Annotated in this window: 19 protein-coding genes; 8 read left to right on the top strand and 11 right to left on the bottom strand. The window is 60.9% G+C overall.

The window, feature by feature from the left end; all coding sequences use genetic code 11:
* The first annotated feature begins 17 nt into the window (after positions 1 to 17).
* The 8 genes from hemN (at position 18) to KGB23_RS04825 (ending at position 10,342) form a co-directional block, all read left to right on the top strand.
* Positions 18 to 1,406: an oxygen-independent coproporphyrinogen III oxidase gene (hemN, locus tag KGB23_RS04860; protein WP_223430120.1), complete on the top strand. Its 1,389-nt coding sequence runs from the start codon at positions 18 to 20 to the stop codon at positions 1,404 to 1,406.
* Positions 1,407 to 1,697: 291 nt separating this feature from the next.
* Entirely contained in the window at positions 1,698 to 3,911 is a 2,214-nt protein-coding gene (gene nosR, locus KGB23_RS04855) for a transcriptional regulator NosR (protein WP_223430119.1), read from the top strand.
* A 53-nt stretch (positions 3,912 to 3,964) separates the two neighbouring features.
* Positions 3,965 to 5,887 (top strand): TAT-dependent nitrous-oxide reductase, encoded by a 1,923-nt coding sequence (gene nosZ, locus KGB23_RS04850; protein ID WP_411741486.1) that lies wholly within the window; start codon positions 3,965 to 3,967, stop codon positions 5,885 to 5,887.
* Positions 5,888 to 5,914: 27 nt separating this feature from the next.
* Entirely contained in the window at positions 5,915 to 7,204 is a 1,290-nt protein-coding gene (locus KGB23_RS04845; protein ID WP_223430117.1) for a nitrous oxide reductase family maturation protein NosD, read from the top strand.
* Positions 7,201 to 8,124: an ABC transporter ATP-binding protein gene (locus KGB23_RS04840; protein ID WP_223430116.1), complete on the top strand. Its 924-nt coding sequence runs from the start codon at positions 7,201 to 7,203 to the stop codon at positions 8,122 to 8,124. Before KGB23_RS04845 ends, KGB23_RS04840 begins: the two co-directional genes overlap by 4 nt.
* Positions 8,121 to 8,951, top strand: coding sequence for an ABC transporter permease (locus tag KGB23_RS04835; RefSeq protein ID WP_223430115.1), 831 nt, complete (start codon positions 8,121 to 8,123; stop codon positions 8,949 to 8,951). The genes KGB23_RS04840 and KGB23_RS04835 overlap by 4 nt, the downstream gene beginning before the upstream one ends.
* Before the next feature lie 33 nt (positions 8,952 to 8,984).
* The gene (locus KGB23_RS04830; protein WP_223430114.1) at positions 8,985 to 9,488 is read left to right on the top strand and encodes a nitrous oxide reductase accessory protein NosL; all 504 of its coding nucleotides are present in this window, start codon (positions 8,985 to 8,987) and stop codon (positions 9,486 to 9,488) included.
* Between the two features lie 110 nt (positions 9,489 to 9,598).
* Positions 9,599 to 10,342, top strand: a complete 744-nt coding sequence (locus KGB23_RS04825; protein WP_223430225.1) for an SDR family NAD(P)-dependent oxidoreductase — start codon at positions 9,599 to 9,601, stop codon at positions 10,340 to 10,342.
* Between the two features lie 530 nt (positions 10,343 to 10,872).
* Here KGB23_RS04825 and KGB23_RS04820 read toward each other — a convergent pair.
* The 11 genes from KGB23_RS04820 to KGB23_RS04770 all read right to left on the bottom strand — a co-directional run bounded on the left by KGB23_RS04820 (position 10,873) and on the right by KGB23_RS04770 (position 20,104).
* On the bottom strand, positions 10,873 to 12,366 hold the full coding sequence (locus KGB23_RS04820) for a nitrite reductase (protein ID WP_223430113.1): 1,494 nt from the start codon (positions 12,364 to 12,366) through the stop codon (positions 10,873 to 10,875).
* Positions 12,363 to 13,202 carry a uroporphyrinogen-III C-methyltransferase gene (gene cobA, locus KGB23_RS04815; RefSeq protein ID WP_223430112.1) on the bottom strand — a complete coding sequence of 280 codons (840 nt, stop codon included), beginning with the start codon at positions 13,200 to 13,202 and terminating at the stop codon, positions 12,363 to 12,365. The genes KGB23_RS04820 and cobA overlap by 4 nt, the downstream gene beginning before the upstream one ends.
* 70 nt (positions 13,203 to 13,272) lie before the next feature.
* The gene (gene nirJ, locus KGB23_RS04810; protein ID WP_223430111.1) at positions 13,273 to 14,451 is read right to left on the bottom strand and encodes a heme d1 biosynthesis radical SAM protein NirJ; all 1,179 of its coding nucleotides are present in this window, start codon (positions 14,449 to 14,451) and stop codon (positions 13,273 to 13,275) included.
* 206 nt (positions 14,452 to 14,657) lie between these two features.
* Complete coding sequence (locus KGB23_RS04805) at positions 14,658 to 15,173, bottom strand: Lrp/AsnC family transcriptional regulator (RefSeq protein WP_223430110.1); 516 nt, start codon at positions 15,171 to 15,173, stop codon at positions 14,658 to 14,660.
* Entirely contained in the window at positions 15,148 to 15,591 is a 444-nt protein-coding gene (locus KGB23_RS04800; RefSeq protein ID WP_223430109.1) for an Lrp/AsnC family transcriptional regulator, read from the bottom strand. Before KGB23_RS04800 ends, KGB23_RS04805 begins: the two co-directional genes overlap by 26 nt.
* On the bottom strand, positions 15,584 to 16,099 hold the full coding sequence (locus KGB23_RS04795; RefSeq protein WP_223430108.1) for an Lrp/AsnC family transcriptional regulator: 516 nt from the start codon (positions 16,097 to 16,099) through the stop codon (positions 15,584 to 15,586). The genes KGB23_RS04800 and KGB23_RS04795 overlap by 8 nt, the downstream gene beginning before the upstream one ends.
* On the bottom strand, positions 16,096 to 16,554 hold the full coding sequence (locus tag KGB23_RS04790) for an Lrp/AsnC family transcriptional regulator (RefSeq protein WP_223430107.1): 459 nt from the start codon (positions 16,552 to 16,554) through the stop codon (positions 16,096 to 16,098). Before KGB23_RS04790 ends, KGB23_RS04795 begins: the two co-directional genes overlap by 4 nt.
* A gap of 1 nt (position 16,555) precedes the next feature.
* Complete coding sequence (locus tag KGB23_RS04785; RefSeq protein ID WP_223430106.1) at positions 16,556 to 17,734, bottom strand: cytochrome D1 domain-containing protein; 1,179 nt, start codon at positions 17,732 to 17,734, stop codon at positions 16,556 to 16,558.
* Positions 17,731 to 18,057, bottom strand: coding sequence for a c-type cytochrome (locus tag KGB23_RS04780; protein WP_223430105.1), 327 nt, complete (start codon positions 18,055 to 18,057; stop codon positions 17,731 to 17,733). Before KGB23_RS04780 ends, KGB23_RS04785 begins: the two co-directional genes overlap by 4 nt.
* A 16-nt stretch (positions 18,058 to 18,073) precedes the next feature.
* Positions 18,074 to 18,388 (bottom strand): c-type cytochrome, encoded by a 315-nt coding sequence (locus KGB23_RS04775; protein WP_056739447.1) that lies wholly within the window; start codon positions 18,386 to 18,388, stop codon positions 18,074 to 18,076.
* Positions 18,389 to 18,412: 24 nt separating this feature from the next.
* Positions 18,413 to 20,104 (bottom strand): cytochrome D1 domain-containing protein, encoded by a 1,692-nt coding sequence (locus tag KGB23_RS04770; RefSeq protein WP_411741484.1) that lies wholly within the window; start codon positions 20,102 to 20,104, stop codon positions 18,413 to 18,415.
* Positions 20,105 to 20,169: the final 65 nt, after the last annotated feature.

Genomic DNA, 20,169 nt, shown 5'->3' with positions numbered 1-20,169 from the left:
TTGCGAGTTGATCGATCATGAACACGACATTTGATTTCAATCGCGCCCTGGTCGAAAAGTACGACCGCCCAGGGCCGCGTTATACCTCTTACCCCACGGCGCCGCAGTTTCATCAGGCGTTTGCCGTTGACGACTATCAGCGTGCCGCCCGCGACAGCAATCAGGTGGCCGCGCCGAAACCGTTATCGGTGTATATCCACATCCCGTTCTGCAAAAGCCTTTGTTACTACTGCGCCTGCAACAAAATCATTACCCAGAAAACCCATCGCGCCGTCGAGTACCTGAAGTACCTCAAGCGTGAAATCGCGATGCAGGCGGCCTTGTTCGACAGCACCCGCAAGCTCACTCAGTTGCACCTGGGGGGCGGCACGCCGACCTATTTGACCAGCGAGCAGCTGGCGGACCTGATGGACTGTCTGCACCAGGCGTTCAACATGGATGACAGCGATGACCATGAGTTCTCCATCGAGGTCGACCCGCGCACCATCAGCACCGAGCAGATTCAGTCGCTGCGCCAGTTGGGCTTCAATCGCCTGAGCTTCGGCGTGCAGGATTTCGACCCCGACGTGCAGGCAGCGGTCAATCGACTGCAAAGTGAAGAGCAGATTTATGCGCTGGTCGCTGCGGCGCGCGAGGCGCAATTCAAGTCGATCAGCGTCGACCTTATCTACGGTCTGCCTCTGCAAACCGTGCAGAGTTTCGACGTCACCCTGAGCAAGATCATCGCGCTGCGTCCGGACCGGATTGCCGCCTACAGCTACGCGCATTTGCCGGAGATGGTCCGCGCACAACGGCTGATTCGCCCCGCCGACATGCCGCCACCGGAGCGCAAACTGGAACTGCTCGAGCTGACCATCCGCCGTCTGACCGAGGCCGGTTACGTCTATATCGGCATGGACCATTTCGCCTTGCCGGATGACGAACTGGCGCTGGCGCGGGCCAATGGCACCCTGCAGCGTAACTTTCAGGGCTATTCCACCCATGCCGACTGCGATTTGATCGGCCTTGGGGTGTCGTCGATCGGCAAGGTCGGCGACAGCTACAGCCAAAGCGTCAAGGAGCTTTCGCAGTACTACGCGCGTATCGATCAAGGGTTGTTGCCGGTGCATCGCGGTTACCGCTTGAACGCCGACGACCTGCTGCGCCGCGAGGTGATCAGCGACCTGATGTGCCATGGCCGTATCGCGTTCGACAAGTATGAGACGCGGCATGGCATTCGCTTCACCGAGTACTTTGCCGAGGCGCTGGCACAGCTGGGCGAGCATGTGCGCGATGGGTTGCTGCAGATTCACCGCGACGAACTGGTGCTGTTGCCGCAAGGGCATTTGATGATGCGCAGTGCCGCGATGGCGTTTGACGCCTATCTGGGTGGAGAGCAAAAAGGCCAGTTTTCACGCACGGTTTGAGACACTGGAGCCTAATGCTGATCAGTTAATAAATTGCAGACAAAACACGCTCTTTGTAGCAGCTGTCGAGCCCCAGCGAGGCTGCGTTCGGCTGCGAAGCAGTCGTAAAACTGACGGCACGGTGTTCCTAAAGCTCCGCATTGTTTAATTTCACGACTGCTACGCAGCCGAACGCAGGCTTCGCCAGCTGCTACAAGGTTTGCGTTGCGGCAGATATGGTTTAACTGGTCTTCCTGGGCTAATTTCTTAAGTTGATTTCAATCAAGGGCAGGGGGCGCAACGCTCCCTAACATGACCGAAAGCCCTTTTGAAATCAGCGAACCCATGACAATCCATCAGCCTTCGATACACGGCAACCTGCGCGCCTGGGGCGTCGGGCTGGTGGTCCTGCTGATGTTGATACTCGCCACCTTCGAAGGAGCGCAGGCCAAGCAGTACGGCGACATCGAGCAGCAGCGCATCGAGAAAACCTTCCCTCAGACCGATTCCGTTTCCGCCCCCGAAGGCCGGTTCAAGGTGCGCACGCTGTCCGCCGCCGGCAAGGTCATCGGTTATGTGTTCCAGAGCCTGGACGTGGTGGATATTCCGGCCTACTCAGGCAAACCGATCAACACTCAAGTGATTCTCGACACGACCGGCATGATTCAGGATGCCTATGTGCTGGAACACCACGAGCCGATTCTGCTGATTGGCATTCCTGAGGCAAAACTTCACGGCTTCAGCGCCAAATACAAAGGCGTCAAGGTCAGTCAGCGGGTCGTCGTCGGCCATTCCAGTGACCCGAACGCGGTGACCGTCGATGCGATTGCAGGGGCCACCGTCACAGCGATGGTAGTCAACGAGGTCATCATGCGCGCCGCCCACGAGGTGGCCGTATCGCTGAAGTTGATCGAAGACACGGCCGGTGTGGCGCGCAAGCCCGCCACCGTGCGCCAGGACTTTTTCGAGCCCGCCACCTGGGAACAACTGACCGGCAACGGCGCCATCCGCCGCTTGAACCTGACCCGTGGCCAGGTCGACGCCGCCTTCAAGGGCACTGATGCCGAAGGCGTCGATAACGCCAGCGCCGATCAAGTTGATGAGACCTTTATCGAGCTCTACACCGCCGACCTGAATCCGCCGACCATCGGCCGCGCGCTACTGGGCGACAGTCAATATCGCTTCCTCATGCAAGACCTCAAGCCGGGCGAGCAAGCCATCGCGGTGCTGGGTCGTGGGCTGTTTTCCTATAAGGGCTCGGGGTACGTGCGCGGCGGGATTTTCGATCGGGTGCAATTGCGCCAGTTCGGCAACGTCATCAGCTTTCGCGACATGGACCATCAGCGGCTCTCGGATGTGTTTGCCAAAGGCATGCCCGAGTTCACTGAGATGTCGATTTTCGTTGTGCGCGAACCGGCGAAGTTTGATCCGGGATCGCCCTGGTCTCTGGAGTTATTGGTACGTCGCCAGACCGGCCCGGTCAGCGGCACGTTCAGCAGCTTCGAACTGGCCTATCAATTGCCCGAGCCCTACCTTGAGCGGCCACTGCCCAGCGCCGAAGAACTGGCCGCGCTCGAGGAAGCCAGCCGGCCGATGTGGTTGACCATCTGGTACCAGAAATCCTTCCAGATCGCCGTACTCGGGACTGCGTTGTTGCTGCTGACGGCGATCCTGTTCCTGCAGGACACCTTCACCCGCCGGCCGCATTTTCTGCACTGGCTGCGCCGCGGTTACCTGATCTTTACCGTGGTGTTTATCGGCTGGTACGCGCTGGGGCAGTTGTCAGTGGTCAATGTCCTGACCTTCGCCCATGCGCTGTTCGATCACTTCCGCTGGGAGCTGTTTCTCACCGATCCGCTGATTTTCATGCTCTGGGTCTTCGCCGCGGCCAGCATTCTGCTGTGGGGCCGTGGCGTGTTCTGCGGCTGGCTGTGCCCGTTTGGCGCTTTGCAAGAGTTGATCAACGAGGCCGCGCGCAAGCTGAAAATCCCTCAATACGAATTGCCCTTCGCCGTGCATGAGCGGCTGTGGGCGATCAAATACATCATTTTGCTGCTGCTGTTCGGCATCTCCCTGGAGTCGATGTCCACCGCCGAACTGTTCGCCGAGGTGGAACCGTTCAAGACCGCCATCACCCTCAGGTTCGACCGCCAGTGGTGGTTCGTGCTCTACGCGGTGGCGCTGCTGGTCATCAATATTTTCACGCGCAAAGTCTATTGCCGCTACATCTGCCCGTTGGGTGCGGCGCTGGCGATTCCGAGCAAATTTCGCCTGTTCGACTGGCTTAAACGCCGTAAAGACTGCGGCACGCCCTGCCAACTGTGCGCCAAGGAATGCGAGATTCAGGCGATTCATCCCGATGGCCGGATCAATGCCAACGAGTGCCACTACTGCCTCGATTGTCAGATGACGTATCAGAACGACAACAAATGCCCGCCGCTGATCAACAAGCGCAAGAAGCGCGGCAAACCGGCACCCACCGCTGCGCAACTGATACCTGTCGTGGAAGTGACCGCTCTGGAATGAACCCCGCGAGCGCCTGTCCGCAGTGACCGTTTTTATCCCTTCAAGGAAAACACCTGATGAACGACACAGAATCCAAAAAAACCGCTGAAGTGCCGGAACCGACCGGCCTCAGTCGTCGCGGCTTCCTGGGCACCAGCGCGGTGACCGGCGCGGTACTGGCCGGTGCCACGGCCATCGGCGGCGCGGTGTTCACCCGTGAAACATGGGCGGCAGCGGCCAAGGACGCGCAACTGAAAACCCACGTCGGGCCGGGCGAACTGGACCAGTACTACGGTTTCTGGAGCGGCGGCCATCAGGGCGAAGTGCGGATCATGGGCATTCCGTCGATGCGCGAGTTGTTGCGTGTTCCGGTGTTCAACGTCGATTCCGCCACGGGTTGGGGCCTGACCAACGAAAGCAAACGGATCATGGGCGACAGCGCGCATTTCCAGAATGGCGACTGCCACCACCCCCATTTGTCGATGACCGATGGCAAGTACGACGGCAAATACCTGTTCATCAATGACAAGGCCAACAGCCGCGTTGCGCGTATCCGTCTGGACATCATGAAGTGCGACAAGATGCTCACCGTGCCCAATGTGCAGGCGGTTCACGGGCTGCGCCTGCAAAAAGTGCCGCACACCAAGTACGTGTTCGCCAATGCCGAATTCGTGATTCCGCACCCCAATGACGGCAGCACCTTCGACCTGCAGGACAAGAATAGCTACACCATGTTCAACGCCATCGATGCCGAGAAAATGGAGATGTCCTTCCAGGTCATCGTCGACGGCAACCTGGACAACACCGACGCCGACTACACCGGCAAGTATGCCGCTTCGACCTGCTACAACTCGGAGAAGGCCTACGACCTGGGCGGCATGATGCGCAACGAGCGCGATTGGGTAGTGGTGTTCAACATCCCGCGCATCGAAGCGGCGATCAAGGCTGGCAAGTTCATCACCCTCGACGGCTCGAAAGTGCCGGTGGTCGACGGTCGTAAAACCGAAGGCAAGGACAGCGCGTTCACCCGTTACATTCCGGTGCCGAAGAACCCCCACGGCCTCAATACCTCGCCCGATGGCAAGTACTTCATTGCCAACGGCAAGCTCTCACCGACCTGCACGATCATTGCCATCGCCAAGCTCGACGATCTGTTCGACGACAAATTCAAGGACCCGCGTGACGTGGTGGTCGGCGAACCGGAACTGGGGCTGGGCCCGCTGCACACCACCTACGACGGCCGCGGCAATGCCTACACCACGCTGTTTATCGACAGCCAGGTGGTGAAGTGGAACGTGGAGGAGGCGATTCGCGCGTACACCGGCGAGAAGGTCAACTACATCAAGCAGAAACTCGATGTGCAGTATCAGCCGGGCCACAACCATGCGTCGCTGACCGAAACCAGCGAGGCCGACGGCCAATGGCTGATGGTGCTCAGCAAGTTTTCCAAGGACCGCTTCCTGCCGACCGGCCCGCTGCACCCGGAAAACGATCAGCTGATCGATATCTCCGGTGAGGAAATGAAACTGGTGCACGACGGCCCGGCCTTCGCCGAACCCCACGACTGCGTCATGGCCCGTCGTGACCAGATCAAGACCAAGAAAATCTGGGACCGCAACGACCCGTTTTTCGCCGAAACCGTGGTCATCGCCGCGAAGGACGGGATCAAGCTGGAGACCGACAACAAGGTCATCCGCGACGGTAACAAAGTCCGCGTCTACATGACCTCGATGGCTCCGGCCTACGGCCTGCCGGAATTCACCGTCAAACAGGGCAACGAGGTCACGGTGACCATCACCAACATCGACCAGATTGAAGACGTGACCCACGGCTTCGTGATGACCAACCATGGCGTGAGCATGGAGATCAGCCCGCAGCAGACCTCATCGATCACCTTCATCGCCGACAAGGCCGGCCTGCATTGGTACTACTGCAGCTGGTTCTGCCATGCGCTGCACATGGAAATGGTCGGCCGCATGAAGGTCGAGAAGGCCTGACCGTTGCCCATCGACAGGAGCGAAGCAATGACTGATAGCAAGGGAAACCCGGTGAAGGTCATTGCGCTTGCGCTCCTGTTGATGTCCGGCAGCGCGCTGGCGGTGCAACCCATCACCACGCTGCCGTTAACGGTGGACGCCGATCAACGCTGGCACCTGCCGGCCGGGGAATACCGTGGTTCGTTCAGCGTCGATCAATCGATGCAGATTGTCTGCGAGCCGGGCGCGGTATTTCAGGGCGAGGGGCAGGGCAACGGTTTGATCATCAATGCGCCGGATGTCGGCATCGAGGGCTGCACCTTCCTGGACTGGGGGCACGACCTCACCGCCATGAATGCAGCGGTGTTTATCCAGCCGAAAGCCCATGGCGCAGTGATTAAAGGCAATCGCCTGCAGGGTAAGGGTTTCGGTATCTGGGTCGACGGTACGCAGGATGTGAGCCTGATCGACAACCGCATTCAGGGTGATCCGACGATGCGCTCGCAAGATCGCGGCAACGGCATTCATCTGTATGCCGTGCATGGCGCCAAGGTCATTGGCAACCAGGTGCGCGACACTCGCGATGGCATCTACATCGACACCTCCAACGGCAACCTGCTGCAGGGCAATACCCTGGAAGACCTGCGCTACGGCGTGCATTACATGTTCGCCAACGATAACCAGCTGATCGGCAACACCACCCGCCGCACCCGCACCGGCTACGCCTTGATGCAAAGCCGCAAGCTCACGGTGATCGGCAATCGCTCCGAACAGGATCAGAACTACGGGATCCTGATGAACTACATCACCTATTCAACCTTGCGTGACAACTTCGTCACTGACGTGCGCGACGGCTCGACCGGCGACAGCATGATCAGCGGTGCCGAGGGTAAGGCGCTGTTCATCTACAACTCGCTGTTCAACAGCATCGAACACAACCACTTCGAACACAGCGCCGTGGGTATTCATCTCACCGCCGGCTCGGAGGACAACCGCATCGCCGACAACGCTTTTGTCGGCAATCAGCGGCAGGTCAAGTACGTCGCCACCCGCTTGCAGGAATGGTCGGTGGATGGCCGGGGCAATTACTGGAGCGATTACCTGGGCTGGGACCGCAACAACGATGGCCTCGGCGATATCGCCTACGAACCCAACGACAACGTCGACCGTCTGCTGTGGCTGTACCCGCAGGTGCGGCTGTTGATGAACAGCCCCGGTATCGAGTTGCTGCGCTGGGTGCAACGGGCCTTTCCGGTGATGAAATCGCCGGGGGTACTCGACAGTCATCCGCTGATGAAGTCATCCACTCAAACCCTGTCCCAGGAGCCCACCTCATGAACGTCATCGATATCGAAGGCGTCAGTCAGCGCTACGGCTTCACTACGGTGTTGCATAAGCTCAACCTCAGCCTGGCGGAAGGTGAAGTGCTGGGTTTGTTCGGGCACAACGGCGCGGGCAAGACCACCAGCATGAAGCTGGTACTTGGCCTGCTCCAGCCCAGCGAAGGGCAGGTCAGGGTGTTCGGCCGTTTGCCCAGTGATCCGCATGTGCGGCGCATGCTCGGTTATCTACCGGAGAACGTGACGTTTTACCCGCAGCTGAGCGGTCTTGAGACCTTGCGCCATTTTGCGCGGCTCAAAGGCGCCGCGTCCGCTCAGGTGGACGTACTGCTGGAGGAAGTCGGCCTGGCCGGTGCGGCGCATCGGCGGGTCAAGACCTACTCCAAAGGCATGCGTCAACGTCTGGGGCTGGCGCAAGCGCTGCTCGGCGAGCCGCGTTTGTTGCTGCTCGACGAACCGACGGTTGGCCTCGATCCGATCGCGACCCAGGACCTTTATCGGTTGCTCGATCGCCTGCGCAGCCAGGGCACCAGCATCATTCTCTGTTCTCACGTGTTGCCCGGCGTCGAGGCGCATATCAACCGCGCGGCGATTCTGACCCAGGGCCGCCTGCTGGCCCTCGGCAGTCTTCGCAGTTTGCGCGAGGAAGCCGGGTTGCCGACGCTGATTCGCGCCAACGGCCTCAAGCACGCCGGACCCTTGCAGCAACGCTGGAACAACGCCGGGCACGTCACCGAACGCTGGGACGTCGAAGGGCTTGAAGTGGCCGCGCTCAATGGCAGCAAGCTCGGGCTGTTGCGCCAACTGCTCAATGAAGACGAACCGGCCGACGTGGAAATCCATCAGCCGTCTCTGGAAGATATTTACCGCTACTACATGAGCCGGGCCGGTGCGGCGTCGATCGGGGAGGCCGTATGAACGCTGTCTGGAACATGGCCCGCAAGGAATTCAGTGACGGCTTGCGCAATCGCTGGTTGCTGGCGATCAGTGTGTTGTTCGCGGTGCTGGCCATCGGCATCGCCTGGCTGGGCGCCGCAGCTTCCGGGCAGTTGGGTTTCACCTCGGTGCCGGCCACCATCGCCAGCCTCGCCAGTCTGGCAACGTTTTTGATGCCGTTGATTGCGTTGCTGTTGGCCTATGACGCCATCGTCGGCGAGGACGAGAGCGGCACGTTGCTGTTGTTGCTGACGTACCCCTTGGGTCGCGGGCAGATTCTGCTGGGCAAATTCGTCGGCCACGGGTTGATCCTGGCGCTGGCGACACTGATCGGTTTCGGCTGCGCCATGCTGGCCATCGCCGTGCTGGTGGACGATGTCGAACTGAGCCTGCTGCTCTGGGCCTTTGGCCGGTTCATGGCGTCGTCGACGTTGCTGGGCTGGGGGTTTCTGGGGCTGGCCTATGTGCTGAGCAGTGTGTCCGCCGAGAAGTCTACGGCGGCCGGACTGGCGCTGGGTGTCTGGTTCTTCTTCGTGCTGGTGTTCGATCTGGCTTTGCTGGCGCTGTTGGTGCTCAGCGAAGGGCAGTTCAACCCCAAAGTCCTGCCTTGGTTGCTGCTGCTCAACCCCGCTGACATCTATCGCCTGATCAACCTCTCCGGTTTTGAGCCTGGCGCCAGTACCGCGGGTGTGCTGACGCTGGGCAGCGATTTGCCGATGCCGGGCTCGATGCTCTGGCTGTGCCTGTCGCTGTGGGTGGTGGTGCCATTGGGCTCGGCCTGGCTGTTGTTTCGTCGCCGGGCGACATGAATTTTCACTTTGATAGTTTTGGAGCAGTTGACGATGAACACCTTTTATCTGATGACGGTGCGCGCGGTGGCGGGCCTGATGATGTGTCTGTTGCTGACGGCTTGTGACAATCCAGCGCAAGCCACTTACAGCGACACCGCCGCAGCCTTTCATCCCAGTGATGAATGCCATGTCTGCGGGATGATCATCAATGGATTCCCGGGGCCCAAGGGCGAAGTGGTCGAGCGGGCCGGGGTCAAGAAGTTCTGTTCCACGGCGGAAATGATCGGTTGGTGGTTGCAGCCGGAAAATCATCATGGCAATGCAAAGCTGTATGTCCACGACATGGGCCGCAGCCCGTGGAATGCGCCGGATGACGCCCACCTGATCGATGCCAAAGACGCGTTCTACGTGGTCGGCACGCAACTCAAAGGCGCCATGGGCGTGGTGCTGGCGTCGTTCTCCAGTCGCGAGGCCGCTGAAAAGCTAGCCGCTGAACAGGGCGGTCGCTTGCTGCGGTTCAGCGAGATCACTCCGGCGCTGCTGCAGCAACACTAACGCCGTCGAAAAAGCCTGATCGCCGTCAAGTCGGTTTTTTTCTTCCTGCTCGAAGATAGGGGCTCGCTATGTCCCCAGTGCTTGGCATCCGTGATGCCCAGGAGAAAATGATGAAAACCGAGTTTCAGGACCGTTTGGCGGTGGTCACGGGTGCCAGCTCCGGGATTGGCCTGGCACTGTGCGCCGCGTTGTTACCGCGCGGGGTCAAGGTGCTGGCGATGTCACGGACCCCGGGTGAACTGCCGACGTTGCAGCAGATCTACGGTGAACGGTTGCAGTGGTTTGCCGGGGACGTCACGAGTCAGCAAGACCTGCGCGAGCTGACCGAGCGCGCTGCGGCGATTGGCCCCGTGGACTATCTGGTGCCCAACGCGGGCATCGCCGAAATGGCGGACAGCCTGGATATGCAGGCCTTTCAGCGCCAGTGGGCGGTTAATGGTGCCGGGGCGTTGAATACGCTGGCGGCGTTGCGGGGTGAATTGGCGAACCCGGCGTCGGTGGTGTTTGTCGGGAGTTTCCTGACCGGTTCGAGCTTTCCGGGGTTGGCTGCGTGCATTGCCAGCAAGGCTGCTTTGGCGGCTCAGGCGCGGACGTTGGCGGTGGAGTTCGCTAGCTTTGATGTGCGCATTAATCTGGTCTCGCCGGGGCCGACGGCGACGTCGATGTGGGATAACCTGGGGTTGAGCGATGGGGAGCTTGGCGATGTTGCCGACACGCTTGGTAAACGTCTGTTGCCGGGGCACTTTCTTGATGCGGCGGCGGTGGCTAATGTGATTGTTTTTCAGCTGTCGCAGGGGGCTCGGGGTGTTTATGGTCAGGACTGGAAGGTTGATAACGGTTATACCTTGGGCTGAATATTTACGTTCGGAGTACATATCCGTTGCTGCGGTAACGGCGGCTTAAGGTTCCGCTTTTACAGCGGGTCACTTGGAAAAGCGCCAAGTAACCAAACGCTCTTGCCCCTGACGTACGGTGCCTCGCTGTGGCTCGGCATGCCCTCGCTCCGGTCCTGCTCCGTGGGCCCGCCGCCATCGGCCATCCATGGCCGGGGGCGGCTACCGCGGCATCCTTGCCGCGGTGCCCACTGCGCAGAACCTGCGCTCGGCCTTCCGACGGGGCAGATCAGGATCAAGATCAAAAGCCAAAGCAAAGCAAAGCGATCATCAACGGTTACACCTTGAACCAGAACGCAAACCTGTGGCGAGGGAGCTTGTCGGATCGCCGCACCGTCCCGCTCGGCTGCGTAGCAGTCGTAAACCAGCGCATGCGTTTGATCTGAGTCTACCCAGTGACTGATCTTAGGGCCGCTGCGCGCCCCAGCGGGAGCAAGCTCCCTCGCCACAAGTGCAATGTGATCTCGGTGTTTCGGGTGGGGGCATAAAGGTTAGTGGGACGTGCCCTCAGCAAACTCAATCTTGTTCCCCACGTTGTACTTACCCGAAGGCTTGTTCATCGGAATGCGTTTGATCTCCTTGAGAGAGTTGCTGTCGTAAACAATCAGCGCACCGTCGGTGGCCCAAATGCTCAACAGCAGGAAACGGCCATCCCGGGTGAACTCAACATGAGCGGCGGTTTTCCCGGGCATCGGGCGCAAGGTGTGGGCAATTTCCAGGGTCTGTTTGTCAATCAGGTGGATCGCATCGTTGTCAGGCCCGAAGAACACATCGCTCCAGGCATACCGCGAGTTGACATGACTGCGCATGAAGAAACCCGGCCCCAGTGTCGGGATTTCCTTGATCAGTTTCCAGGTCTTGAAGTCGATGACCGAGATCAACCCCTTGCTGATATTCGGCGTGGCGAACACCCACTCACCGTTGCGTTTCCAATAGGTCCCCGAGCCTAAATGCGGCATGCCCGGCAGCGGGATGTCGGTGACCACCTTGCCGCTGTCGAGGTCGATCACCTGACCGCCCTGGGCCTTGCGCGACGTCGCCAGCAGCTGTTTGTAGTCCGGCGAAAAGGAGAAATCGTCGAGAACGTCCCCGGCAGGGATCCGCCGTGGTTGGAAATCCGGTGTGCCGGCCCAGGACAGTTCCCAGACTTCCTTCACGTCCTTGAGCGCCACGATGAAACTGTCGCGCGGCGGGGCGGAGTAGACCGCGCTGACCCGTGACGCAGTACCGTCCTGACCAATCGTGGGAATGGTTTTGACCAAAGACAGATCGCGGGCATCGAGCACCACCACATTGCCGGGCAAATAGTTGCCCACCAGCACCCAGCGTCCATCCTTGCTCACCGCCAGGTTACGGGTGTTGAGCCCGGCGCGAACTTCGGCGATCAGTTTCAGATTGTGCAAGTCATACAGGCTGATCCAGCCGTCACGGGAGGCGAAATAGACGAAGCGCCCGTCCGGCGAGAACTTCGGCCCGCCATGCACGGCGAAGTGCGAAGCAAACCGCGCCAGCACCTCAAAGCGGTCACCGTCGAGGATGTCGATGTGATGGTCGCCGGCTTCCACCACCACGAACAGGTTCAGCGGGTCGGCGCCATGCTGGGGCGTGGTCGGCAATTTGCTGAGGTCCGCGAGCATCGTGTGACTGCCGAGAATGTCGTCATTGCTCCAGGTGGGCGGGGTGGCGGGCGGTTGCTGAAGGTAATCCACCAGCGCATCGATCTGCGCGGGGCTGAACACGTTGGCATAGCCGGCCATCTGGCTCGCGGGGCGACCGTTCTGGATCACGCTGCGAATTTCATCGGGTTTGATCCGGCTGAGACTCTCCGGTAACAACGCCGGCCCCGCACCACCAAGACGGTTGACCCCGTGACAGCTCTGGCAATGCTGCTGATAGTTTTCCGCGGCGTGTTCCAGTGCCGGAACCGCTGCGCCGGCATGCGCCGCACTGATCCATAACAGGTGGGCAAGGACGATGCGCCTCATATCGCCACCTTGGCGTGGCGTTGCAGCGCTTGGGCCGGGTAAAGCCGTGCCGGGTATTCCAGTTGTTCTGTGCCAAACAGATCGACCACCGTGCCGATCACCGTCAGCGTCGGAATGCCCGGTGGACAATCCAGCGCCAGGGTTGGCAATTGGTGCAGCTTGCCACGGGCGACGTGCTGGTCAGGCCGCGTGCCGTTGCTGATCAGCGCCGCCGGTGTATCGGCCGACAGCCCGGCTTCGATCAAGCGTTGAGCGATGATCCCCAGGTTCGACAAGCCCATGTAAAACACCAACGTCTGGCTACTGTCGGCGAGGCTGCTCCAGGGCAGCGACAACTCGCCATCGCGTTGCAAATGGCCGGTGATGAACCGGCAGGAATTGACCAGGTCGCGGTGGGTCAACGGTATGCCTGCGTAGGCGCTGCAGCCGGACGCGGCGGTGATGCCCGGGACCACCTGGCAGTCGATGCCGCGTTGCAGCAGGTACTCCAGCTCTTCGGCGCCTCGACCAAAAATGAACGGGTCGCCGCCCTTGAGGCGGACCACGCGCTGCCCTTGATCGGCGAGGTCGGCCAGCAGTTCGTTGATCTGTTCCTGGGGCAGGCTGTGGCAGCCGCTGGCCTTGCCGACGTAATGGCGGGCGCAGGTCAGGGGAATCAAGCTCAGCAGTTCGGCGCTGATCAGTCGGTCATAGACCACGGCGTCGGCCTGCATCAACAGGCTCCAGGCGCGCAGGGTCAGCAGGCGTGGATCGCCGGGGCCGGCGCCGACCAGGGCAACTTCGCCCGGCCGGAACGGGGACTCAAGTGTGGCCGGTATAGCAATCGATGGAGGCATGGGACGTCCTTGGTGCTTCATCAGGTTGACCGGCCCCAGCCTTTGTCAGGTGGGTGGCCGGACGGGCTATTCAGTAGGTGATGCAAGGGATGTTTACTGACGGCGGAATGCCGATTTCGTCATCGCTGAGGTGGCAACCGGGGTCCTGGCCCCACAGATCACCCTCGGCCCAGGCGCGGGTTCGGGTGTTGCCGTTGCAGATGGGCAACCAGCGGCATTGCGCGCAACGACCACCGACAGCGCGGGGATGCTCACGCAGGCGCGATAGCAGGGCATCCGGCTGATCCAGCCACAACGTGCGGAACGGCGTGCGCCGGACATTGCCCACCGAGTGCTGCCACCAGTAGGTGTCCGGATGCACTTCGCCGGTGTTGTCGATGTTGGCGATGCCGCTGCCGGAGGCGTTGCCACCCCAGGCGCGGAGCATGTTTTCCAGGCGTGGGTAATGCTCGGGAAGACGAAGGCCTGCCCATTGCAGCAGCAGAATGGCGTCGGCATCGTTGTTGCCGCTGACAAAATCGCTGTCGCAGCCCTGTTGGATGTCTTCCCAGGCGCGCTCAAAGATCAGCGTCATGGCCTCGCGGCTCATCTGCTGGTGCGCGTCGAGTTTGCGACTGCGCTTACCGCGACCGCTGTAGTTGAGGTGCGACAGATAAAACTTCTGCACGTCGTACTCGCGCATCAGCGCCAGTAACTGAGGCAATTGCGGATGGTTTTCCTGGGTCAGGGTGGTGCGCAGCCCGACGCGAATGCCCTGTTCGCGACAGAGCCGGATTGCCTGCATGGAACGTGCAAAGCTGCCCTTGAGTTGGCGGAAGGCGTCATGGGTGGCTTCCAGGCCATCGATGCTGATCCCGACGTAGTCGAAATTCGCCGCGCTGATCTGCGCGATGTTGTGCTCATCGATCAGCGTGCCGTTGGTGGACAACGCCACAAAGAAACCCTTGGTCCGGGCGTAGGCACTGAGCACAAACAGATCCTCGCGCAACAGTGGTTCGCCACCGGAAAGAATCAACACCTTGACGCCGGCATCGTGCAGGTCATCGATCACGGTCAGCGCAGCGGCCGTCTCCAGTTCGTCGCGAAAGACACTGTCGGCCGAGGTGGCGTAGCAATGTTTGCAAGTCAGGTTGCAGCGCCTGAGCAGGTTCCAGATCACCACCGGCGCCCGAATGCTGCCCGGTGGACTGGTTCTGGGCGCAGGCGCCTGGCCGGCCAGCGCACGCAGGTATTGGCTGATCCTCAACATGCAACTCTCCTTGAGTCGGGAACGTGTTCAGCGTGAAGCAACAGTCAAACGCAAGCCTGATACCCGTAGCAGCTGTCGAGCTTGCGAGGCTGCGTTCGGCTGCGCAGCAGTCGTGAAATCAGGCAGTGCGGTGTTTCAGATAAACCTCGCACACCGGTTTTACGACTGCTTCGCAGCCGAATGCAGCCTCGCAAGCTCGACAGCTGCTACAAGGTCTGCGTTGAACTGACTGGCGTTAAACGCAAGCCGGTTTTTTTCAGGATGCGGCTGCTCACCAGCATCTCGTCGGCCGCACAGGCGTCGCCCAGCAAGTAGCGCAGGTGCTCGCGGTAGCTGTTGATTTCATCGCTGCTGCGGCCGTGAACCATGGCGAACAGGTTGTAACGCCAGTCGGTTCGGCGCGGACGGCGATAGCAGTGGCTGACAAAGGGTTGCGCGCCGATCAGCGCGCCGAGGCGCGGCATGTCGGTGTTGCGTACATCCCAGACCGTCATGCCGTTGTGGCGATAGCCCAGTCGGTAGTGATTGGGCACGGCGGCAATCCGCCGAATCGCGCCCTCGGCTTGCAAGCGCTTGAGCAGATCCAGGGTGGCTTCGATGTTCAGCCCCAGCTGTTCGGCGAGCCACGCCCACGGATCGTCCAGCAGCGGCAGACCGGCCTGGGTCAACACGATCAGGCGCTGGACGAGGGTGTCTTCAGGCCGGGAAATACAGACCGACATGGTAGGTCTCCTCTTTGGGCAGGTTGAGCGGCGGCAGGCCGGTCAGGGTTTCGATGCGCTGCAGCGTCTCGGCGATGCCTTGTTCGGTCGCGCAGCCGAGCACGAACCACATATTCCAGGCGTGCTCGCGTCGATAGTTGTGCGCCACTTCAGGCAGGCCCTGCAGTTGCTCGGCGACGTCTTCAAAACGTTCTTCCGGCACCGCCAGCGCGGCGAGAGTGAAGGCGCCGCCCAGCCGTTCGATGTCGAACATTGGGCCGAAGCGGGTGAGCATTCCGTCATCGAGCAGGGCATGCAGTCGATCGAGCAGTTCAGTGCTGCTGCTCTCCAGTTCGGCCGCCAATACCCGCCAAGGGTGGCGCACCAGCGGCAGGCCCAGTTGCAAGCGGTTGATCAGGCGACGGTCGAGGTCATCCATGGGTCGGTGCTCCTGTGCGCGAGGGCGCAAAGCGTCCGCCGCACTGCTTGAAGACCTGGGTGCTGAACAGCAATTGATGGGGCAGGTCGCTCAGCAGATGCTCTTCCAGCAATGCCTGGATCTGCGCCTCCACCTGCTCACGTTGACGCCCGTGCACCATGCAAAACAGGTTGTACCGCCACTGCGGCAAGCGCCGTGGCCGCTGATAGCAGAGGGTAATGCCGGGCGCTCGCCCCAGGCGCTGGCCGACTTCGTCGATCAGCGCATCGGGAATATCCAGCACCAGCATGGCGTTGGCGGTAAAACCCAGCGCGCGATGGTGCAGCACCAGGCCGATACGGCGAAACAGCCCTTGTTCGCTCCACTGGCGCATTTGCTCGAGCACCTGGTTTTCGTCGGTGTTTATCCGTTCGGCGAGTTCCTGATAGGGGCGTGCTACCAGCGGCAATCCGCCTTCGAGGTGCCGACGCAGCGCCAGCGCTTGTTGGGGGCTCAATCCGGGCTTCATGATTTTTCTCCCAGGGCAAAGCCGAGATCGATGCGGTAGGCGGTCAACATCGGCAGGTCCAGCGGCATGAGGCCGGTGTCGTTCTCCAGTTCTTTGAGTACGCGGTCGATGTGTTGGCGATCAGGGGCGGTCAGCACAAACCACAGGTTGTAGAAATGCTCCCGTGCGTAGTTGTGATTGACCTCCGGGTACTGACTGACGCGATCGGCCACCTGTTGCAGGCGTTCGGCGGGTACGGCGAGGGCCGCGAGGGTGCTGGCCCCGGCGCGGCTGTGTTCGAACACCGGACCGATGCGTGAGAGGGTGCCGGCCTGATCCATTTCTTCCAGGCAGGCCATCACTTGAGATTCGCGGCAACCGAGAATCCTGGCCATCTCCTTGTACGGTGACGGGCACAGCGGCATGCCGTGCTGGAAGCGGTCGATGAGTTGGCGACTGAGCAGTTCAAGGTCCATTTCAATACCCCATTTTTTGTGCACGACTGCTGAAGAAGATGCCGCTCGGCGCACTGGCGGGCAGGGTGCTCAGCAGCTTCAGGCGGTACGGATCCCAGATTTGAAGCTGATTGCCGTCGCGTAACGACAGCCACAGCTGGTCGCCGCGTGCGGTGAATTCCATGTGCAGCACCGCTGGTCCTGGCTTCAGATCCGCGACCACGGTATGGGTTTCGGTGTCGATGACCTGAACCCGATCGTTGTCCGGGTAGGCGAAATTGACCCACAGCTGCCGACCGTCCGGGCGCGAGGTGACGAATATCGGTTGACCGGCGACCGGGATCACCGCGGTCTGCTGCCAGGTGCGCGAATCCATCACCAACACCTGATGACGGCCAACGGCAGGCACGAAGGCCTGGTTATCGGCGACGGCCCAGCCCTCCAGGTGCGGCATCTTGTAGACCGGGAGTTTCGCCTGGCCGCGTCCGTAGTCGCCGAGTACTCGTTGCACCCCGCGCTCCGGATGCCAGAGATCGAGTTGGGCCATGCCGTCTTCGCCGAACAGGCCGGCCATGTAATAGCGCCCATCGGGAGTAATCAGGGCGTCGTAGGGTTGCTGGCCGATGCCGGTGAAACGGCTGATCTGCGGTGTGCTGCCCTGACTGAAATCGGCGGTCCAGATCTCGCCGGTATCGAACAGGCTGAACACGAAACGTTGCCCCGGCGCGTCGACCAGGCCGACTACACGGGAGCGCTTGCTGCCATCGGCCAGGGGCGTCGCCGGAATATCGGCCACCAGTTGCAGGGTGTCGGCATCGAACACCTTGACCCCACCGGGCACGTAGTTGGACACCGCGATCAACTTGCCGTCCTGACTGATGGCGCCGCCAATGCTGTTGCCGCCCTGGATGACGCGATGATCGATACGCCGGGTCAGCAAATCGATTTTGCTCAACCCGCCGTCGCGGCCGAATACATAGGCGTAGCGCTGGTCACGGGAGAACACCACCGAGGCATGGGAAAGGTCGCCGAAACCCTCGAGTCGGGCCAGCGCGGTGTGGGTGTCGCTTTCAATGATTTGCACGCTACCGGTGGCGCGCTCCACGACCACGCCCAAGTCGCCGGTGCCACGCAACGGTGGCTGAACGCAAGCGGACAACAACAGCCCGGTCGCCGCTGACAGCAGGATTGAACGGATCATGGTGCGGGATATCCCTGGAGAAGAAGATCGACCAGCCAACGGATGTCGTCGGGGCTGAGCAACGGGGCCCAACCGGGCATCGCGGTGCCAGGCCGGCCTTGGGTGACGGTGGCAATCAGGCTGTCCCGTGATTTGCTGGCCAGCGCTGCGCGCGTCAGTTCCGGGCCCAGCCCGCCAGTCAGGTGCAGCCCATGGCAGGCGCCGCAGTCCTGGGTCAGCAGGTGTTCGAGTTGCGCCTGACGCTGGGCGTCCGGCGCTGCAACCGCGGTTGCGCAAATGAGGAGGAGGGCCGCCAGAATCACAGCGTATCGATAAACCATCATGGCGCCCTCCAGGCGGTTATTTGAGTGTCAGTACCCAGGTCGCGAGAATTTTTGCTTCTTCTTCAGTCACCGGGTTGGCCGGCATGGGCATCGGGCCCCAATTGCCTTGTGTGCCGTTCTTGATGTGGCCGGCCAGGGTGTCCACGGCCCCGGGTACGCCAGCGTTCTTGGCCGCCACATCCTTGAGCGCCGGGCCGACAATCTTGGTGTCGATCGAGTGGCAGGCTGCGCAGGGTTTGCTCTTGAACAGCTCCAGCGCGTCTTGGGCCATGGCCGGCTGCACACTCAGCGCAGCGGTCAGGGCGAACAGTGAGAACAGAGTATTTTTCATGGTGTTTCCTTGCATTGATGGAGCTCAATAGATGTCGTGTTGGGTGTTGTAGACGTTGAACTTCCCGGTGGGTGTGATCAGTCGTTTGTCCTTGATGACTGACTTGAGCTTCAGTGTTTTGTCGTCGATCACCACCAGCGCCGACTCGTCTGCCTGGCCGCTCCAGACGGAGAACCAGACTTCATCGCCAGCCTTGTTGTATTCCGGTTGCACGACACGCATGGCGCCTTGCTTGATGCCGGCGTATTCAGCGATGGGCAGCACGGTGTAGCCGGCGTCGAGTTTGTCGAGGTTGAACACCGCCACCGATTGGCTGAGCTTGGCGTCCGGGTTGAGGGTGGTGTCGACGTACAGGTGGCGAGACTTGGGATGGGTTTTGATAAACAGCGAGCCGCCGCCCTGGCCTTTGAGTGAGCCGACCTGCTTCCAGGCGTATTGCGGGTGTTTGGTCGGGTCGGTGCCGATCAGCGAGATGCCGTCATCACCCAGATGACTGGTGGCCCAGACCGGGCCGTAGGTCGGGTGATTGAAGTTGGCGCCGCGACCCGGGTGAGGGGTTTTGCCGACGTCCACCAGCGCGGTCAACTTGCGCTCCTTGGAGTCGATCACGGCAACCTTGTTGGAGTTGTTGGCGGCGGTCATGAAGTAGCGGTGCGTGCTGTCCCAACCGCCGTCATGCAGGAAGGGTGCTGCGTCGATGTAGGTGACGGTGAGGTTTTTGATGTCCTGGTAATTGACCAGCATGACCTTGCCGGTTTCCTTGACGTTGACGATGAACTCCGGCCATTCGTGGGAGGCGATGATCGCCGCGACCCGGGGTTCCGGGTGATATTCCTGCTTGTCGACGGTCATGCCGCGGGTCGAAACAATCTGTTTCGGTTCCAGGGTTTCGCCATCCATGATGGTGAATTGCGGCGGCCAGTAAGAACCGGCGATGGTGTATTTGTCTTCGTAGCCCTTGAACTTGGAGGTCTCGACCGAGCGCGCCTCGATGCCCACTTTGACTTCGGCGACCTTGGTCGGCTCGACCGGCCACAGGTCGATCATGTCGATCCGCGCGTCTCGACCAATCACCAGCAGGTAGCGACCTGAGGCAGAGATCCGCGAGATGTGCACGGCATAACCGGTCTCGATGAGTTTGACGATTTTCTTGCTGTCACCGTCGATCAGGGCGATCTTGCCGTCATCGCGTAACGTCACCGAAAACAGGTTCGGCAGGTTGAGTTTGCTCAGCTGCTTCTTCGGACGATCCTCGGGTTTGACCAGCACTTTCCAGGTTTTCAGCGTCTCGGCCATGCCCCATTCCGGTGGCGTCGGCGGCGTGTGCTGGATGAACTTGGCCATGACCGTGATCTGATCCTTGGTCAGCGCATTGGACGTCCCCCAGTTCGGCATGCCCGCCGGTGAGCCGTAGGTAATCAAGGCCTCCAGATACGGTTGCCCGCGGCTCTGGGTAATGTCCGGTGTCAGCGGTTTGCCCGTGGCCCCTTTGCGCAAAACACCGTGGCAGCCGGCGCAGCGCTGGAAGTAGATTTCCTTGGATGAGTCGAACTCGGCCTGGCTCATGTCGGGAGCGCCGGCGGTTTTGACCATGGGCGGATTGGCCGCAGCGGCGGCGGGCTCTTCAGCGCTGGCGGCATGACTCACCGCCAGGGCCAGTGCCGAACACAGCGTGGTCAGGGTCAGGGCAAACGTTTTTCTATTGCTGATCAGCATTCCATTTCTCCTCAGGCAAGACCTTTGCGATGTGCTGAAACGGCAGCGCAGAACGCAGGTTCTTA

The sequence above is a fragment of the Pseudomonas sp. GL-B-26 genome (assembly GCF_019947405.1).
Classification (GTDB): Bacteria; Pseudomonadota; Gammaproteobacteria; order Pseudomonadales; family Pseudomonadaceae; genus Aquipseudomonas.
The sequence above is the reverse complement of the archived record's forward strand: the minus strand, read 5'-3'. Positions and strand labels throughout refer to the sequence as shown.

Coding starts and splice junctions, on each gene's coding strand:
- KGB23_RS04825 (WP_223430225.1), top strand. CDS start 9,599: ATGAAAACCGAGTTTCAGGACCGTTTGGCGGTGGTCACGGGTGCCAGC.
- KGB23_RS04805 (WP_223430110.1), bottom strand. CDS start 15,173: ATGTCGGTCTGTATTTCCCGGCCTGAAGACACCCTCGTCCAGCGCCTG.
- KGB23_RS04775 (WP_056739447.1), bottom strand. CDS start 18,388: ATGAAAAATACTCTGTTCTCACTGTTCGCCCTGACCGCTGCGCTGAGT.
- KGB23_RS04790 (WP_223430107.1), bottom strand. CDS start 16,554: ATGGACCTTGAACTGCTCAGTCGCCAACTCATCGACCGCTTCCAGCAC.
- KGB23_RS04840 (WP_223430116.1), top strand. CDS start 7,201: ATGAACGTCATCGATATCGAAGGCGTCAGTCAGCGCTACGGCTTCACT.
- KGB23_RS04780 (WP_223430105.1), bottom strand. CDS start 18,057: ATGATGGTTTATCGATACGCTGTGATTCTGGCGGCCCTCCTCCTCATT.
- KGB23_RS04820 (WP_223430113.1), bottom strand. CDS start 12,366: ATGAGGCGCATCGTCCTTGCCCACCTGTTATGGATCAGTGCGGCGCAT.
- KGB23_RS04830 (WP_223430114.1), top strand. CDS start 8,985: ATGAACACCTTTTATCTGATGACGGTGCGCGCGGTGGCGGGCCTGATG.
- KGB23_RS04795 (WP_223430108.1), bottom strand. CDS start 16,099: ATGAAGCCCGGATTGAGCCCCCAACAAGCGCTGGCGCTGCGTCGGCAC.
- KGB23_RS04835 (WP_223430115.1), top strand. CDS start 8,121: ATGAACGCTGTCTGGAACATGGCCCGCAAGGAATTCAGTGACGGCTTG.
- cobA (WP_223430112.1), bottom strand. CDS start 13,202: ATGCCTCCATCGATTGCTATACCGGCCACACTTGAGTCCCCGTTCCGG.
- KGB23_RS04785 (WP_223430106.1), bottom strand. CDS start 17,734: ATGATCCGTTCAATCCTGCTGTCAGCGGCGACCGGGCTGTTGTTGTCC.
- nirJ (WP_223430111.1), bottom strand. CDS start 14,451: ATGTTGAGGATCAGCCAATACCTGCGTGCGCTGGCCGGCCAGGCGCCT.
- KGB23_RS04845 (WP_223430117.1), top strand. CDS start 5,915: ATGACTGATAGCAAGGGAAACCCGGTGAAGGTCATTGCGCTTGCGCTC.
- hemN (WP_223430120.1), top strand. CDS start 18: ATGAACACGACATTTGATTTCAATCGCGCCCTGGTCGAAAAGTACGAC.
- KGB23_RS04800 (WP_223430109.1), bottom strand. CDS start 15,591: ATGGATGACCTCGACCGTCGCCTGATCAACCGCTTGCAACTGGGCCTG.
- KGB23_RS04770 (WP_411741484.1), bottom strand. CDS start 20,104: ATGCTGATCAGCAATAGAAAAACGTTTGCCCTGACCCTGACCACGCTG.
- nosR (WP_223430119.1), top strand. CDS start 1,698: ATGACCGAAAGCCCTTTTGAAATCAGCGAACCCATGACAATCCATCAG.